This is a genomic window from Streptomyces sp. NBC_00388 (genome assembly GCF_036061255.1).
In the GTDB taxonomy this organism is placed as follows: domain Bacteria; phylum Actinomycetota; class Actinomycetes; order Streptomycetales; family Streptomycetaceae; genus Streptomyces.
This window is the reverse complement of record NZ_CP107948.1, coordinates 4,977,065-4,992,489: the sequence shown is the minus strand read 5'-3', so window position 1 is coordinate 4,992,489 and position 15,425 is coordinate 4,977,065. Positions and strand designations below refer to the sequence as shown.

Sequence of the window (15,425 nt, the reverse complement as noted above, 5' to 3'; positions counted from 1 at the left end):
CCTCCCTGTGTCCATCGGCCACACTCTGCTCGGCATCCTGGAGTCGGGGCCGCGCCATGGTTACGACCTCAAGCGCGCCTTCGACGAGAAGTTCGGCCACGACCGGCCGCTGCACTACGGGCAGGTCTACTCGACCATGTCCCGGCTCCTGAAGAACGGCCTCGTCGAGGTCGACGCGATGGAGGCAGGAGGCGGTCCCGAGCGCAAGCGGTACGCGATCACCGACGCGGGCATCAGCGACGTCGACCAGTGGCTCGCCACACCCGAGAAGCCCGAGCCGTACCTCCAGTCGACGCTCTACACCAAGGTCGTCCTCGCGCTGCTCACCGGCCGCCCCGCAGCCGATCTGCTGGACACCCAGCGTGCGGAGCATCTGCGGCTGATGCGCATCCTCACGGACCGCAAGCGCCGCGGGGACCTCGCCGACCAGCTGATCTGCGACCACGCCCTGTTCCACCTCGAAGCCGACCTGCGCTGGCTCGAACTGACCGCGGCCCGCCTCGACCAGCTCGCCAAGGAGGTCGGCCCATGACACCCGCCGGTTCGCTGCTGTACGCCGACGACCTGCACAAGGCGTACGGTCCGACCACCGCGCTCGACGGCGCCGCGTTCTCCGTCCACGCGGGCGAAGTGGTCGCGATCATGGGGCCTTCGGGCTCCGGCAAGTCGACGCTGCTGCACTGCCTCGCCGGTATCGTCCGCCCCGACTCGGGCTCCATCACGTACCAGGGGCAGGAGCTGTCCGCGCTGCCGGACGCCGCGCGGAGCGCTCTGCGCCGTACGGAGTTCGGCTTCGTCTTCCAGTTCGGCCAGCTCGTCCCCGAGCTGACCTGCACCGAGAACGTGGCGCTTCCGCTGCGGCTGAACGGGACCAAGCGCAAGGAGGCCGAGCGCAGGGCCCTGGAGTGGATGGAGCGCCTGGAGGTCGCCGGCCTCGGGCACAAACGCCCCGGCGAGGTCTCCGGCGGACAGGGCCAGCGCGTCGCCGTGGCACGGTCGCTGGTGACCGGCCCGCGCGTGCTCTTCGCCGACGAGCCGACCGGCGCGCTCGACTCACTCAACGGCGAGCGCGTCATGGAACTCTTGACGCAGGCCGCCCGCTCCACCAACGCCGCCGTCGTCCTCGTCACCCACGAAGCACGCGTCGCCGCCTACTCCGACCGCGAAGTCGTCGTACGCGACGGCAAGTCCCGCGATCTGGAGCACCTGGTATGAGCTGGACCCAAGACCTCACGATGGGCATGAAGTTCGCTGTCGGCGGGGGCCGCGAGGGCTGGACCCGGACACTGCTGACCGCGGTCGGCGTCGGCCTCGGTGTGGCGCTGCTGCTGATCACCACCGCGATACCGAGCGCGCTCGCCGCCCGGGACGCGCGGGAGGACAACCGCAACGACTTCGGCGCGACGATGATCGACAAGCCGGGCGACAACACGATGCTGCTGGGTGTCGTGGACACCGTGTACAAGAGCGTCGACGTCCGCGGCCGGCTGGTCCGCGGCGAGGGCCCGAAAGCGCCGATACCGCCCGGCACGTCCGCGCTGCCCGGCGACGGCGAGATGCTGGCGTCGCCGGCGCTGCGCAGGCTGCTGGCGTCGGACAAGGGCGCACTGCTGCGTGAGCGCCTCCCGTACCGGATCACCGGCACCATCGCCGACGCCGGTCTGACCGGTCCGAACGAACTGGCCTACTACGCGGGCGACAACCACCTCACCCTGGACGAGGCCGGCAACGTGCGGCGCATCACGTCCTTCGCGCATCTGCCGCCCCGCGAGGCCATGGACCCGGTCCTGAGACTGCTCGTCGTCATCATCTTCGTGGTACTGCTGATGCCGGTGGGCGTCTTCATCGCGGCGGCCGTGCGCTTCGGCAGCGACAGCAGGGACCGCAGGCTGGCCGCGCTGCGGCTGGTCGGTACGGATTCCCGGATGACCCGCCGTATCGCGGCCGGCGAGGCGCTGGCGGGCTCGTTGCTCGGGGTGCTCTTCGGCGCGGGTTTCTTCCTGCTCGGCCGGGCGTTCGCCGGCGACATCGACGTGGCGGGGATCAACCTCTTCCCCGCCGACCTGGACCCGAGTGCGGCGCTGGCCGTACTGGTCGCACTCGCGGTGCCCGCGGCGGCCATCGCGGTCACCCTGCTCGCCATGCGCGGTGTCGTCATCGAGCCGCTCGGTGTCGTCCGCACCTCGGTCCCGCGCCGCCGCCGGGTCTGGTGGCGGGTGCTCCCGCCGGTCGCCGGACTCGCCCTGCTGGTGCCGATGCTGGGCAAGGGCCGCGACTCCGGCCACTTCAACAGCACGCTGGTGATCGGCGGCAGCGTGCTGCTGCTGGTCGGTGTCACGGCGCTGCTGCCCTGGCTGATCGAAGCCGTGGTGAACCGTCTGGGCGGCGGCAGCACCGCCTGGCAACTGGCCGTCCGCAGGCTCCAGATGACCAGCGGCACCGCAGCCCGGCTCGTCAACGGCATCGCCGTCGCGGTCGCCGGCGCCATCGCGCTCCAGATGCTGTTCGCGGGGATCGACGGCGACTACAGCAAGGAGACCGGGGCCGACACCTCACGTGCCCAGATGGTCGTCCGGAGCGACTTCACGAAGACCAGGACGGTCGAAGCGCTGCGCTCCACGCACGGGGTGCGGAAGGTGCTCACGTTCGGCCGGGCCACCGCCGGGGGGACGAAGAACGCCGAGGAGACCAGCGACATGTACACCGGCGACTGCGCGTCGCTGCGGGTCCTGGCCACGCTGCCGTCCTGCGCGAACGGCGACGTGTTCATCGCCACCGGCGGGTGGGACGACAACCTCACGAAGATCGCCGGGCCCGGCAAACGGCTGTTCATCAAACCGCCCTTCGGCGACCGGAACGACCGCACCCTCACCTGGACCGTCCCGGCCGGGACCCGCACGGTGCAGGTCCTGGCCGACCCGGCCGGCGTCCCCGCATCGGGGGGCATCCTGCTCACACCGGGGGCCCTCCCCGCGCTGCGGCACCTTGCCCTGGTCAACACGGACTACATCTCGCTCGACCCTTCGGAGCCGGACGCCGTCGACCTGGTCCGTAACAGTGCGGCGAAGGTCACTCCGCTGACCTCGGTCGACGCCCTGCACGAGACACGCGAGGACAACCGCTTCGCGAGCGTCCGCAAGGGCCTGTACATCGGCGCCGCCGCGGTGCTCCTGCTGATCGGCGCGAGCCTGCTCGTCTCGGTCCTGGAGCAGCTGCGCGACCGCCGGAAGCTGCTGGCCGCCCTGACGGCCTTCGGCACCCGGCGCTCGACGATGAGCTGGTCGGTGCTCTGGCAGACGGCAGTCCCGGTCGTCCTGGGTCTGCTGCTCGCCACGGTGGTGGGCCTCGGGCTCGGCTCGGTCCTGCTCGACATGGTCGGCCACTCGGTCTCGGTCGACTGGACCGCGGTCGCGGCGATGGCCGGTATCGGCGGCGGCGTGGTCGTCCTCGTCACACTGCTGAGCCTGCCGCCGCTGTGGCGGCTGATGCGGCCGGAGGGGCTGCGTACGGAGTAGCCGGAGGCCTCGGGGTGCGGTCGCGGGGGCTGCGGGGACGGTTCGGCCGCACGGGTGCGGCACCGCCCTCAGGCCAGCCAGACCGGCAGCGGCCGCACCCCTTCCCGCAGCGCCGCGGCGAACGCGGTGAACTCCTCCTGGCGCGCCGCCCCGGCCCGCATCGCCAGCGCGATCCGCCGCATCGGCGCGGGCTCCGAGAAGTACGCCGTGGCCAGCTGGTCGTTGCGCCCGGTCTCCACACGGACCGCCGTACGCGGCAGCAGTGTCACCCCGAGCCCGCCCGCCACCAGCTGGACCAGCGTGGAGAGCCCGGCGGCCGTGGTCGTCACCGGTACCCCGTCGGCGCGCCCCGCCTCCCGGCAGATGTCCAGCGTCTGGTCCCGCAGGCAGTGCCCCTCGTCGAGCAGCAGCAGGTCGAGCTCCCGCAGGGCGTCCCTGGGGATGTCGGTGCGCCCGGCGAGCCAGTGCTCGCGCGGGGTCACCAGGACGAACTCCTCGTCGAACAGGGGCAGCTCGACCACCCCCGGCATACCGAGCGGGACCGCGAGCAGCAGCAGGTCCAGCCTCCCGGCGGTCAGCCCGTCGAGCAGTGAGGACGTCTGCTCCTCGTGCACCTGGAGATCGAGGTCCGGGTACTCGCGGTGGACGAGTCGCAGGACCGTGGGCAGCAGATACGGGGCGACGGTGGGTATCACGCCGAGTCTGAGCACCCCCGTGAAGGGCGCCCGTACGGCGTCGGCCTCGTCCATCAGCTCGCCGACCGCCTCCAGTACCGCCCTGGCCCGCACGGCGAGCCGCTCGCCTGCGGGCGAGAGGAGCACCTTGCGGGTGGTCCGCTCCAGAAGCTGTACGCCGAGGGTCTCCTCCAGCGCCGAGACGGCGCCCGACAGGGCGGGCTGGCTCACCCCGATCGCGGCCGCCGCGTCCCGGAAGTGCAGATGTTCCGCCACGGCCGCGAAGGCCCGCAGTTGAGCCACCGTGGGCTGTTTCCCCTTATGGCCCGTTCCCCCCGTATATATCTGGCTACTGATAGGCACCTCCGATCACGGCTACCAAGTCTAGCTATTTCTGTGATCAATGGATCCTGTGTCAGTCTGTAACCCGTCCAACCCCCAGGAACGCCCCAAAAGGGAATTCCTCCGCTGCAAGGAGAGTACGTGCTCACTGTCGGTGACCAGTTCCCCCAGTTCGACCTGACTGCATGTGTGTCGCTGGAGAGCGGCAACGAGTTCGCGCAGATCGACCACAAGACCTACGAGGGCAAGTGGAAGATCGTCTTCGCGTGGCCCAAGGACTTCACCTTCGTGTGCCCGACCGAGATCGCCGCCTTCGGCAAGCTGAACGAGGAGTTCGCCGACCGTGACGCCCAGGTTCTCGGCTTCTCCGGTGACTCCGAGTTCGTGCACCACGCCTGGCGCAAGGACCACCCGGACCTCACCGACCTGCCTTTCCCGATGATGGCCGACTCGAAGCACGAGCTCATGCGTGACCTCGGCATCGAGGGCGAGGACGGCTTCGCACAGCGCGCCGTCTTCATCGTCGACCAGAACAACGAGATCCAGTTCACGATGGTGACCGCCGGTTCCGTGGGCCGTAACCCCAAGGAGGTCCTGCGGGTCCTCGACGCCCTGCAGACCGACGAGCTGTGCCCCTGCAACTGGACCAAGGGCGAGAACACCCTGGACCCGGTCGCGCTCCTCTCGGGCGAGTGAGCTGATTCCACGATGTCACTCGACGAACTGAAGTCCGCCGTACCGGACTACGCCAAGGACCTGAAGCTGAACCTCGGTTCGGTGATCGGCAACAGCGACCTGCCGAAGCAGCAGCTGTGGGGCACCGTCCTGGCCTGTGCCATCGCGTCGCGCTCGCCGCGGGTGCTGCGCGAGCTGGAGCCGGAGGCCAAGGCCAACCTCTCGGCCGAGGCGTACACCGCGGCCCGGTCGGCCGCTGCCGTCATGGCGATGAACAACGTCTTCTACCGGACCCGGCACCTGCTGTCGGACCCCGAGTACGGGACGCTGCGCGCGGGTCTGCGGATGAACGTGATCGGCAACCCCGGCGTGGAGAAGGCCGACTTCGAGCTCTGGTCGCTCGCCGTCTCCGCGATCAACGGCTGCGGGCAGTGCCTCGACTCGCACGAGCAGGTGCTCCGCAAGGCGGGCGTGGACCGCGAGACCATCCAGGAGGCGTTCAAGATCGCGTCCGTCCTGCAGGCGGTCGGCGTGACGCTCGACGCCGAGGCCGTACTGGCCCAGTAGCGGCAACAGCGGAACGAACCCCGGTGACGTGCGGAAACGCGCATCACCGGGGTTCTCTGCGCTCACCACGCCCCGGCGGACAGGACGCGCACCGGACAGTCCGGCGGCGGCCCGTGCCGATACGCCCGGCATCAGCGTGGACAGCACCCCGCTGCCCGCCCGGCCCGGCCGGCTCGCCTCTCCGGCCGGGACATCACTCGGCGGTTCCGGTCCCGAGCAGCGGGCCTCCGGTCTCCGGCGCCGCCGTGGGCTCCCGCGGCGCGGCCGGGTCCGTCTCCTGCTGCCCCGGACCGCCTGCTGCGGCCGGCGGCTCGTCCTGCCTGCGGGGTGCGGCCTTGATGGCGCTCTCCGCGCTGTACGCACGGAGGTAGCCGACGACCTTGTTCGTCACGGCCACCAGCGGCACCGCCACCACGGCTCCCCCGATTCCGGCGATCATGCCGCCCGCGGCCACCGAGAGGACCACCGCCAGCGGATGGACCCGCACCGCCCTGCCGAGGATGAACGGCTGGAGCACATGGCCCTCGATCTGCTGGACGGCGAGAACCACGATCAGCACCATCAGCGCGGTGAACGGGCCCTGGGTCACCAGCGCGACGACCACCGCGAGCGCGCCCGAGATCACCGCGCCCACCAGCGGGATGAACGCGAACAGGAAGATGAAGACGGCCAGCGGCACGGCCAGCGGCACATCGAGGAAGAAGAGCCCGAGTCCGATGAAGATCGCGTCGATCATCGCGACGATCACCGTGCCGCGCACATAGGCGGTCAGCGTCGCCCAGGCACGCGGTCCGGCGCCCGCGACGCCCGGACGGGCCTGCGCCGGGACGAGTTTGAGCGTCCACTGCCAGATGCGCGCCCCGTCGTACAGCAGGAAGAGGGTCGAGAACATCGCCAGCAGCATCCCGGTGAGGAACTCCACCATGACCGTGACGCCCTGGAGGCCGGCCGACGTGATCTCGTTCGTGTTGGTGCCGACGGTGTCGCTGAGGTTCTTGGCGATCTCGTTGATCTGTTTGTCCGTCACATGGAACGGACTGTGCAGCAGCCAGCGCCTCAGCTCCTGGATGCCCTCCTGGACCCGGCTGGAGACGGTGTCCAGATTCTCCATCACCTGCCAGACCACGAACCAGCCGACCAGCCCCATGATGACGAAGCCGAGGATCGCGGTCAGCGCTGTCGCCAGCCCCCGTGGCAGACCGGCACGCCGGAGCCTGGCGACCGTCGGCTGGAGGAGCGCGGTGACGAGGAGCGCGGCGACGAAGGCCAGGACGACCAGCTGGATGGCGCTGATGACCCGCATCAGCACCCAGAGGGTCCCCGCGAGGACCAGGAGCCGCCAGCCCGCCTCGGCGGCGACCCGCATCCCCCACGGCACGGCAGCCACCGGATCGGGACGGGCCGCGACGGCCGGCGCGTAGTCCGGGGGCGGCGGGACCTGCCCCGTCACCGGATGGCCGTCGGCCCCTCCGGCGCCGTACGCGGCGGTTCCGGGCCCGGAGGCCTCGCCTTCGGCTTCGTCCGCCGAACGGCGTTCTTCCAACTTTTCACCCAGGTGAGTGAGTTCGGAACCCACACGTTCCAGCCAGTCCGGCAGTTTCGACATGCTGTTCCTCTTCCCCCGACCGCGCGCCTCATCCGGAGCCGGCCGTACATGCGTGGAGCCCCCTGCCGAAGGACGGCGGGGGGCTCCACTGAGCTGAGCGGCGAGCGCTCTAATACCAGCTGTTGGCCTGCCAGAACGACCACGCACCACAGGGGCTCTGGTAGCGGCTGTTCATGTAATTCAGGCCCCACTTTATCTGCGTGGCCGGATTGGTCTGCCAGTCGGCACCCGCGGACGCCATCTTCGAGCCGGGGAGAGCCTGCACGAGACCGTACGCACCGGAACCGGCGTTGACCGCCTTGTAGTTCCAGCCGGACTCGTGGCTCACGATGTTGCTGAAGCACTGGAACTGGTCGGACGGCATCATCTGCCGTGCCATGGCCTGGACCTGCGCGGCCGAGTAGGAGCCCTGCGAGGAGAAGCTGCTCGCGTCACGAACGGAAGAACGGCTGGCAGCCTGCTTCTTCTCCTCGTCCCGCTTCTTCGCGGCTTCCTTCGCCTTGGCAACCGCCTCGTCGGCAGCTTCCTTCTTGGTCTTGGCGTCCTTGGCGGCCTGGATGCGGGCCGATTCCTCCGCGGACTTCTTCGCTGCCGCGTCGGCCTGCACCGCCTGGGTGTCTGCCTGCTCCGTCAGCGACGCTACCTGGGCCTGCTGGCCGTCAGGAATGTCCGCGAGGGTAGTCGTGTCCGCGGCGGAGGCTGCATCGATGTTGTCGCCTGCGGGCAACGTGCTGCCCGATGCGACGCCGACAACTGCTCCTACGGTGGTGACCGCAGTGGCTGACGCCACCGCGAATCCCCGGACCGAAATCCGGCTCACACGGTTTTCCTTCCAGCAGCGACCGCTCGTGACCTCGCGGACGCAATCGTGCCCCTGGCTCGGTCCTCCCTGGCGTACAGGTCACGGGAGGCGCTGACCCGGTGGGCAACTCCCTTACGGAAGTGCCGCGTGGTACTCGGGCGGCATGCGGCGGCAAGTGTTGAGTTGTGTGGTGCTGCACCCCTAGGGGTGCACGTGTGCCGCATGCGGGGCCTGACGGAAGCAAGACTCTGCCCGACGCCGACGCTACAAGGCAAACGTCGACCGAGTGGGAAAGCTCACACCCCGTTTGGCGCACGAGTTTTCTGGAGATTGCTGCGCAACGGAGAGCCGCCCGGCTAGGCTCCTGCGCCTTGCCGGGCGGCTCCAACTCGCCGGTATCTTACGGGCGAGTGTCTGGCAATACCCCTAGAGCTGTCCGTCCTCCAGCATTTCGGTCACCAGTGCGGCGATCTGGGACCGCTCGGACCGGGTGAGATTGACGTGCGCGAAGAGCGGATGCCCCTTCAGCTTCTCGACGACGGCGACCACTCCGTCGTACCGGCCCACCCGCAGGTTGTCCCGCTGGGCGACATCGTGGGTCAGCACGACCCGCGAGTTCGAGCCGATCCTGGAGAGCACCGTCAGCAGGACGTTCCGCTCCAGGGACTGCGCCTCGTCGACGATGACGAACGCGTCATGCAGTGAGCGGCCCCGGATATGAGTGAGCGGCAGGACTTCGAGCATGCCCCGTCCGACCACTTCCTCGATCACTTCCCGGCTCGTCACCGAGGAGAGGGTGTCGAAGACCGCCTGCGCCCAGGGCCCCATCTTCTCGGACTCCGAGCCGGGCAGATAGCCGAGCTCCTGGCCGCCGACCGCGTAGAGCGGACGGAAGACCATCACCTTCTGGTGCTGTCTGCGCTCCAGGACCGCCTCAAGCCCCGCGCAGAGCGCCAGCGCGGACTTCCCCGTCCCGGCCCTGCCGCCCATCGAGACGATGCCGATGTCCGGATCGAGGAGCAGATCGAGCGCGATGCGCTGCTCGGCGCTGCGGCCGTGCAGCCCGAAGGCCTCGCGGTCGCCGCGTACGAGCCTCACATTGCCCTCGGCGGTGATCCGGCCCAGCGCCTTGCCGCGCTCGGACTGGAGCACCAGGCCCGTGTGGACGGGCAGATCGGCCGCCTCCGGTACGTACAGGGTGTCCTCCGTGAAGAGGAGGTCCACCTGGTCGGGCGTGAGGGTCAGCTCGCTCATACCCGTGTATCCGGAGTCCGTGATCGCCAGTTCGGCGCGGTACTCCTCGGCGAGGAGCCCCACGGACGAGGCCTTGATGCGCAGCGGCAGGTCCTTGGACACGACGGTGACGTCGAAGCCCTCTGCCTGGAGGTTGCGCGCGACCGCGAGGATGCGTGAGTCGTTGTCCCCGAGCCGGTAGCCGGCCGGGAGCACCCCGGGGTCCGAGTGGTTGAGTTCGACGCGGAGTGTCCCGCCCAGGTCCCCCATGGGAAGGGGGGCGTCGAGACGTCCGTACCTCACCCGGAAATCGTCCAGCAGGCGCAGTGCCTGCCGGGCGAAGTAGCCGAGTTCCGGATGGTGCCTCTTGGCCTCCAGTTCCGTGACCACGACGATCGGGAGCACCACTTCGTGCTCGTCGAACCGGGTCATGGCGTTGGGATCGGCCAGCAGGACGCTGGTGTCAAGAACGTAAGTGCGCCTGTCGGGCATGCGGCGCTTAGTGCTGGTCACCACGGAAGGACGTACCCCCTTTGGACACAAGCCTGAGGTCGGGGTGCGACGGCGTCGCGGGCTGCTGGGACCGGGGCGGGCCTCCACCAGCGCGGAAGCCGGACCCGGCCCTCCACGTCGCCCGCGCTCACCGCACGGTCGTCCTGGTGCAAAGGGCCTCCCGGGCGAGCGGACCGGGCCGCTCACTGAGATACGACATCCGTGGACCGGACGTCGACCTGCAAGGGGTATTCCCGCGAACGCCCGCCGCCATGCCATGGCGTACGACCGGTTCCTGCCAGTGGCGGTCCGGGCGGGGAGGTTTTCACCCGCCCGTCACCCGTGGCTGACCGGCGCGACGTCCGTGCGCCACCGGGAATCCACTCCGGAAGAACGGATAGTTCAGGCCATCACCCGAAAGGGTGCACAGCGGGCATGCACAGCGGGGCCGGGGAGCGGGCCGGGAGGGGCTCAGGCGCCGTAGCGCCGGTGGCGGGCCGCGTAGTCGCGCAGCGCCCGCAGGAAGTCGACCTTGCGGAAGGCGGGCCAGAAGACTTCGCAGAAGTAATACTCGGAGTGGGCGCTCTGCCAGAGCATGAACCCGGAGAGCCGCTGCTCCCCGCTCGTGCGGATCACCAGGTCCGGGTCGGGCTGGCCGCGCGTGTAGAGGTGCTCCGAGATGCGCTCGACGTCGACCGTCTCGGCCAGCTCCTCGAAGGACGTGCCCTTCTCGGCGTGCTCCAGCAGGAGCGAGCGGACCGCGTCGGCGATCTCCTGGCGCCCGCCGTAGCCGACCGCGACATTGACCAGTATCCCGGTGTTGCCCGTGGTCGCCTCTTCGGCTTCCTTGAGGACGGCCTGGGTGTGCCCGGGGAGCAGATCGAGGGCACCGACGTGGTGGACCCGCCAGCGCCCGTCCGCCGCGAGACCCCTGACCGTGTCCTCGATGATGCCGAAGAGAGCGGTGAGCTCCTCCTGCGGACGGTCGAAGTTGTCCGTGGACAGCAGCCAGAGCGTGGCGACCTCGACCTCGGTCTCCGCGCACCAGCCGAGGAATTCGGTGATCTTGTCGGCCCCGGCCTTGTGGCCCTGCGCCGCGGTGCCTCCGGACGCCTTGGCCCAGCGCCGGTTGCCGTCCAGGATGAGTCCGATGTGCTTGGGCACCTGGTCGTGGTCGAGGCGGCCTTCCACCCGACGTGCGTAGAGCCCGTACACCAGGTCGCGCAAGTTCACTGCGATTCACCTCGCGATGTCGTGCCGGACGGCCTGCCCGACGTGCTTTTCCGGCTGGAGGTCCCGGAAGGCGTCCCCCGGGACGGCACAGCACTGAGTCCAGACCTCCGTGCGGTGGCGATCGCCCGAGCCGCCACAGTACTGCGCAGGGGTCATGACAGCCCAACCCGGCCTGTCACAAGTCCGTGATAAGGAAGGGCGTGTGACTGATTCTCTTCGTTATTTCGCCGCTGATGACCGATACGACTCCATGGAGTACCGGCGAAGCGGCCGCAGTGGCCTGAAACTCCCCGCCATCTCGCTCGGCCTGTGGCACAACTTCGGCGACGACTGCACGCTCGGCTCACAGCGCGCGATCCTCCGCCGCGCCTTCGACACCGGCGTCACGCACTTCGACCTGGCGAACAACTACGGCCCGCCGGCCGGCTCCGCCGAGCTCAACTTCGGAAAGCTCTTCGCCCAGGATTTCGCCCCTTACCGGGATGAGCTGGTCATCTCCACCAAGGCCGGTTACCTGATGCACCCGGGACCGTACGGCGAGTGGGGCTCGCGCAAGTATCTGCTGTCGTCGCTGGACGCCTCCCTCACGCGGATGGGTCTCGACCACGTCGACATCTTCTACTCCCACCGCTTCGACCCGCAGACCCCTCTTGAGGAGACGATGGGCGCGCTGGCCTCCGCCGTGCAGCAGGGCAAGGCGCTGTACGTCGGTGTCTCCTCGTACAACAGCGAGCAGACGGCGCAGGCGGCCCGCATCCTCAAGGAGATGGGTGTCCCCGCGCTCATCCACCAGCCCTCGTACTCCATGATCAACCGCTGGACCGAGGACGACGGGCTGCTCGACACCCTGGAGACGGCCGGGATGGGCTGCATCTCCTTCGTGCCGCTCGCGCAGGGCCTGCTCACGGGCAAGTACCTGAAGGGCATCCCGGAGGGCTCGCGTGCCACTCAGGGCAAGTCGCTCGACCCGCAGCTGCTCTCGGACGAGGTGGTACGCCGCCTCAACGGGCTCAACGAGATCGCGAAGCGGCGCGGGCAGTCCCTGGCGCAGCTGGCACTCAACTGGGTGCTGCGCGATCCGCGTATGACGTCCGCGCTCATCGGCGCCTCCAGCGTGAAGCAGCTGGACGAGAACGTGGCCGCGCTGGCCGCCGCCCCGCTCTCCGCCGAGGAGTTGACGGAGATCGACTCGTTCGCCGTCGACACCGCGGGCACCAACATCTGGGCCGGCCGGAGCTGACCGCAGGAAGCGGCGCGGGACAGAAAAAACGGGCCGGTCCGTGGGGGGGGATACGGACCGGCCCGAGGGGGGGTTTCCACCATAACCCTTCGTAAGTGGTGTTGGCTGCACGCCGTGCGCCACGGCACCCCGGCATTACGCTCCGAAGCCGCCGAGCAGCAGACCGGTGAGCGCACCCGCCACCATGAAGGGCCCGAAGGGCATCGCGTTCTTGCGTCCCGCACGTCCCCGCAGGATCAGACCGACGCCGTACACCGCGCCGTAGACGAACCCGGCGAACGCGCCGAGCAGCAGGACCCCCCAGCCGTACCAGCCGAGGGCCACACCGAGACCGGCCGCGAGTTTGACGTCGCCGAAGCCCATGCCGTTCGGGTTGATGAGGAAGAGCACGAAGTAGCCACCGCCGAGGGCGAGTCCGCCGAGCAGCGCGGCCGTCCAGGACCCCCGCGCCCCGGGCAGCAGCGCCACGGCTCCGAGCAGGACCGCGGTCACCGCGGCGATGGGCAGGGTCAGGACATCGGGCAGCCGCTGCACGGCGCGGTCCACCAGGGCCAGCAGGACAAGTGCGGGCGCGAGCAGCACCCAGACGGCAAGCTCGGGGACGGGCCCGGCCGCCGCGGCGAGCGCGGCGCAGCACAGCGCGGTCACCGTCGCGGTCACCGGTGTGCTGGGCCCGTACCAGCAGCCGTCCCCGCGCGCCGGGCCGAGCCAGCCCGCGATGGGCTGCCCGGACGGGGCCGTGTCGTGCCACGGGGTCCCGGGGGCCACCGCGAGCCGGTAGGCGGGGCGCGGCAGCAGCGTCCCCACGGCGGCGCCGAAGCAGGCGGCGAGTACGACGATCAGCGCGGCAGACACCCGGCGAGTCTAGACCGGCCTGACGGGCGCGGGAGGGGCGTCGCCGGGGCCCCGCCCGGCCGTCACGGGCGGGCCCGCGCGGGCTTGCGGGCTTCGATCAGGAAGCGCGTCGTGTGCGCAAGGAACGGGCCCTCGGCCTCGATCTGCTCATGGAGGGCGCGGAGCTGCGGGAGGTACGCCCCGGTGGTGAAGCCCGGCACCATCCAGACCACCTTGCGCAGGAAGTAGACGACGGCGCCGATGTCGCGGAACTCGGTGCGCAGGCGCTCCAGCCGCAGATCGACGACCTCGAGTCCCGCCGCCAGCGCCGCGGTGCGCGCGGCCTCCGGATCGCGTCCCTTGCGTGCCTCGGGCTGCGGGCCGAGGAAGTACTCGACGAGCTCGAAGACACTGGCCGGCCCGACCTCCTGGGAGAAGTACGTACCGCCGGGCGCCAGCACCCGGGCGATCTCCTGCCAGTGCGCCTTCACCGGGTGGCGGCTCACCACCAGGTCGAAGGCACCGTCGGCGAAGGGCAGCGGCGGCTCGTCCGGGTCGGCCACCACCGCGGCCCCCAGCGGGTGCAGCAGGGCGGTGGCCTTGGCGACGTTCGGCGGCCAGGCCTCGGTGGCGACCGTCAGCTGCGGCAGCTTCGCCACCCCGGCCAGCACCTCGCCGCCCCCGGTCTGGATGTCGAGGGCGGCCGAGGCCCGGCCCATCCGCTCCCCCATCGCCCGCGCGTACCCCCAGGAGGGGCGCTCCTCGGTGGCGCGCCCGTCCAGCCAGGAGAAGTCCCAGCCGTCGACGGATACGGAATCGGCCTCGGCCACCAGCTCTTCAAAGGTCCTGGACATGGGAACCGAGTCTGGCAGGCCCGGCAGCGGGCCTGCCAGCGCATTTCGGTGCGTCCGGGGGGGGCGGGTCGCGTATGGGGCGGCCTCAGGCCGAGATCTCCGCCACCGTGGGGCTGCTCGGGAAGTAGCCGGACAGACCGGTCACCCGCAGCATCCGCAGATGCAGGGCGCGGGTGCAGACCAGATCGATGGAGCCGCCGCGGTCGAGCGCCCGCCGTCTGGCGCGGCAGAGCAGACCCAGCGCGGCGCAGTCGATGAAGGTCGCGGGGCGCAGGTCGACGATCACCCGGGCACCCTGCGGCGCGGTGGCCGCGTCGGTGCACTCGCGGATGCGGCCGGCCGCCAGGAGATCGATCTCGCCGCGCAGCTCGACCACGGTGAAACAGCCGGCGGTGTAACTGCGTACACCCGTGCCGGCCGGGGTCTCCGGCTCGCGGGGCTCCGCGTGTTCCTGCTTCTCTTCTCTCGCATCCATGACGGACCCCCGCTCGGTCTCGGTGACATCGGTTCGCTCGGCGGCAACGGGCCGGTCGGCGAGGGCCGGGGCGATGTGACACACCTTAGGAAGGCCCGGAGTGCAGAAACGTGCATGCTTGCCGTGATTCACCTGGCCGGGTGAAGCAGCCGGTGAACCGCTCCTCGCCGGAGCCGAGTTGTCCGCACGGCACCGGGTGCACCCGTGACAGACCGGCGAGGCGCCGTAGCTGTCGTCGTGCGCCCGCCGGGGATTACGGGACAGCCCTTAGGCTCGTCCGCACGGCATCGCGCGCCGGTCACCGGCCGGGTGAGGCGTGGAGGCAGCCCCTGAGATGCCCGATGGAGGCATTCCACCGTGTCGGAGAAAGCGCGGGACCCCGAGTCGGCAGCAGAAGAAGGAACAGCGGGCACGGAGAAGTCGGCGGTCGGGGCGGCGGTACCGCATCCAGCATCACAGCCCGGGACGGATTCGGCATCCCGGACGTTCCCCGTCGAGCTGAACCACACCATCGTCCCCGCCCGCGACAACCGGGAGTCGGCCGACTTCCTGGCCACCGTTCTCGGCCTGCGGACCGGCGCCGAGTGGGGCCCGTTCGTCCCGGTCGAGCTGAGCAACGGCGTGACCCTGGACTTCGCGTCCGTACCGCCGGGCTCCCCGCTCCCCCTGCAGCACTACGCCTTCCTGGTCCCCGAGGATGCCTTCGACGGGATCTTCGCCAGGATGCGCGCCACCGGCACGGAGTTCTACGCGGACCCGCACCGGAAGCAGCCCGGTGAGATCAACCATCTGCACGGTGGCCGTGGCGTCTACTTCATGGATCCCTCGGGGCACGCCATGGAAGTGATCACCCAGCCGTACGGCACCCCGGGCTGATCCAGGC

At 70.1% G+C, this 15,425-nt stretch carries 15 protein-coding genes; 7 read left to right on the top strand and 8 right to left on the bottom strand.

The annotated features are described in order from the left end of the window. The first annotated feature begins 7 nt into the window (after positions 1 to 7). The 3 genes from OG917_RS22390 to OG917_RS22380 are packed head-to-tail and all read left to right on the top strand — an operon-like array spanning position 8 to position 3,515. On the top strand, positions 8 to 532 hold the full coding sequence (locus OG917_RS22390) for a PadR family transcriptional regulator (RefSeq protein WP_328319391.1): 525 nt from the start codon (positions 8 to 10) through the stop codon (positions 530 to 532). Further along, a complete protein-coding gene (locus OG917_RS22385; RefSeq protein WP_328319390.1) occupies positions 529 to 1,215 on the top strand; it encodes an ABC transporter ATP-binding protein in 687 nt (228 codons plus the stop codon). Before OG917_RS22390 ends, OG917_RS22385 begins: the two co-directional genes overlap by 4 nt. Then, positions 1,212 to 3,515: an FtsX-like permease family protein gene (locus OG917_RS22380; RefSeq protein WP_328319389.1), complete on the top strand. Its 2,304-nt coding sequence runs from the start codon at positions 1,212 to 1,214 to the stop codon at positions 3,513 to 3,515. Before OG917_RS22385 ends, OG917_RS22380 begins: the two co-directional genes overlap by 4 nt. 68 nt (positions 3,516 to 3,583) lie before the next feature. Here OG917_RS22380 and OG917_RS22375 read toward each other — a convergent pair whose 3' ends face one another. Next, positions 3,584 to 4,492, bottom strand: coding sequence for a hydrogen peroxide-inducible genes activator (locus tag OG917_RS22375; protein WP_328319388.1), 909 nt, complete (start codon positions 4,490 to 4,492; stop codon positions 3,584 to 3,586). Positions 4,493 to 4,672: 180 nt separating this feature from the next. Here OG917_RS22375 and OG917_RS22370 point away from each other — a divergent pair, with 180 nt between their 5' ends. Together OG917_RS22370 and OG917_RS22365 are read left to right on the top strand one after the other, a co-directional pair. Next, positions 4,673 to 5,227, top strand: coding sequence for a peroxiredoxin (locus OG917_RS22370; protein ID WP_328319387.1), 555 nt, complete (start codon positions 4,673 to 4,675; stop codon positions 5,225 to 5,227). 12 nt (positions 5,228 to 5,239) lie between these two features. After that, entirely contained in the window at positions 5,240 to 5,773 is a 534-nt protein-coding gene (locus tag OG917_RS22365; RefSeq protein WP_328319386.1) for an alkyl hydroperoxide reductase, read from the top strand. Positions 5,774 to 5,966: 193 nt separating this feature from the next. Here the strand turns inward: OG917_RS22365 and OG917_RS22360 are convergent, their stop codons facing one another. The 4 genes from OG917_RS22360 to OG917_RS22345 form a co-directional block, all read right to left on the bottom strand. Next, entirely contained in the window at positions 5,967 to 7,379 is a 1,413-nt protein-coding gene (locus OG917_RS22360) for an AI-2E family transporter (protein ID WP_328319385.1), read from the bottom strand. 109 nt (positions 7,380 to 7,488) lie between these two features. Next, the gene (locus OG917_RS22355) at positions 7,489 to 8,199 is read right to left on the bottom strand and encodes a transglycosylase SLT domain-containing protein (protein WP_328319384.1); all 711 of its coding nucleotides are present in this window, start codon (positions 8,197 to 8,199) and stop codon (positions 7,489 to 7,491) included. 408 nt (positions 8,200 to 8,607) lie between these two features. Further along, positions 8,608 to 9,930 (bottom strand): PhoH family protein, encoded by a 1,323-nt coding sequence (locus OG917_RS22350; RefSeq protein WP_328319383.1) that lies wholly within the window; start codon positions 9,928 to 9,930, stop codon positions 8,608 to 8,610. 447 nt (positions 9,931 to 10,377) lie between these two features. Further along, positions 10,378 to 11,139, bottom strand: coding sequence for an isoprenyl transferase (locus OG917_RS22345; protein WP_327295574.1), 762 nt, complete (start codon positions 11,137 to 11,139; stop codon positions 10,378 to 10,380). Positions 11,140 to 11,341: 202 nt separating this feature from the next. On the opposite strand from OG917_RS22345, the gene mgrA reads away from it, so the two are divergent. Further along, complete coding sequence (gene mgrA / locus OG917_RS22340) at positions 11,342 to 12,379, top strand: L-glyceraldehyde 3-phosphate reductase (RefSeq protein ID WP_328319382.1); 1,038 nt, start codon at positions 11,342 to 11,344, stop codon at positions 12,377 to 12,379. 135 nt (positions 12,380 to 12,514) lie between these two features. On the opposite strand, the gene OG917_RS22335 is transcribed toward mgrA, so the two are convergent. The 3 genes from OG917_RS22335 to OG917_RS22325 all read right to left on the bottom strand — a co-directional run bounded on the left by OG917_RS22335 (position 12,515) and on the right by OG917_RS22325 (position 14,542). Next, positions 12,515 to 13,234, bottom strand: a complete 720-nt coding sequence (locus tag OG917_RS22335) for an A24 family peptidase (RefSeq protein WP_328319381.1) — start codon at positions 13,232 to 13,234, stop codon at positions 12,515 to 12,517. 62 nt (positions 13,235 to 13,296) lie between these two features. Next, on the bottom strand, positions 13,297 to 14,067 hold the full coding sequence (locus OG917_RS22330) for a class I SAM-dependent methyltransferase (RefSeq protein ID WP_328319380.1): 771 nt from the start codon (positions 14,065 to 14,067) through the stop codon (positions 13,297 to 13,299). Between the two features lie 85 nt (positions 14,068 to 14,152). Next, positions 14,153 to 14,542 carry an STAS domain-containing protein gene (locus OG917_RS22325; RefSeq protein ID WP_328319379.1) on the bottom strand — a complete coding sequence of 130 codons (390 nt, stop codon included), beginning with the start codon at positions 14,540 to 14,542 and terminating at the stop codon, positions 14,153 to 14,155. A 498-nt stretch (positions 14,543 to 15,040) separates the two neighbouring features. On the opposite strand from OG917_RS22325, the gene OG917_RS22320 reads away from it, so the two are divergent. Beyond that, the gene (locus tag OG917_RS22320; RefSeq protein WP_328322080.1) at positions 15,041 to 15,418 is read left to right on the top strand and encodes a VOC family protein; all 378 of its coding nucleotides are present in this window, start codon (positions 15,041 to 15,043) and stop codon (positions 15,416 to 15,418) included. The last annotated feature ends 7 nt before the right edge of the window (positions 15,419 to 15,425 follow it).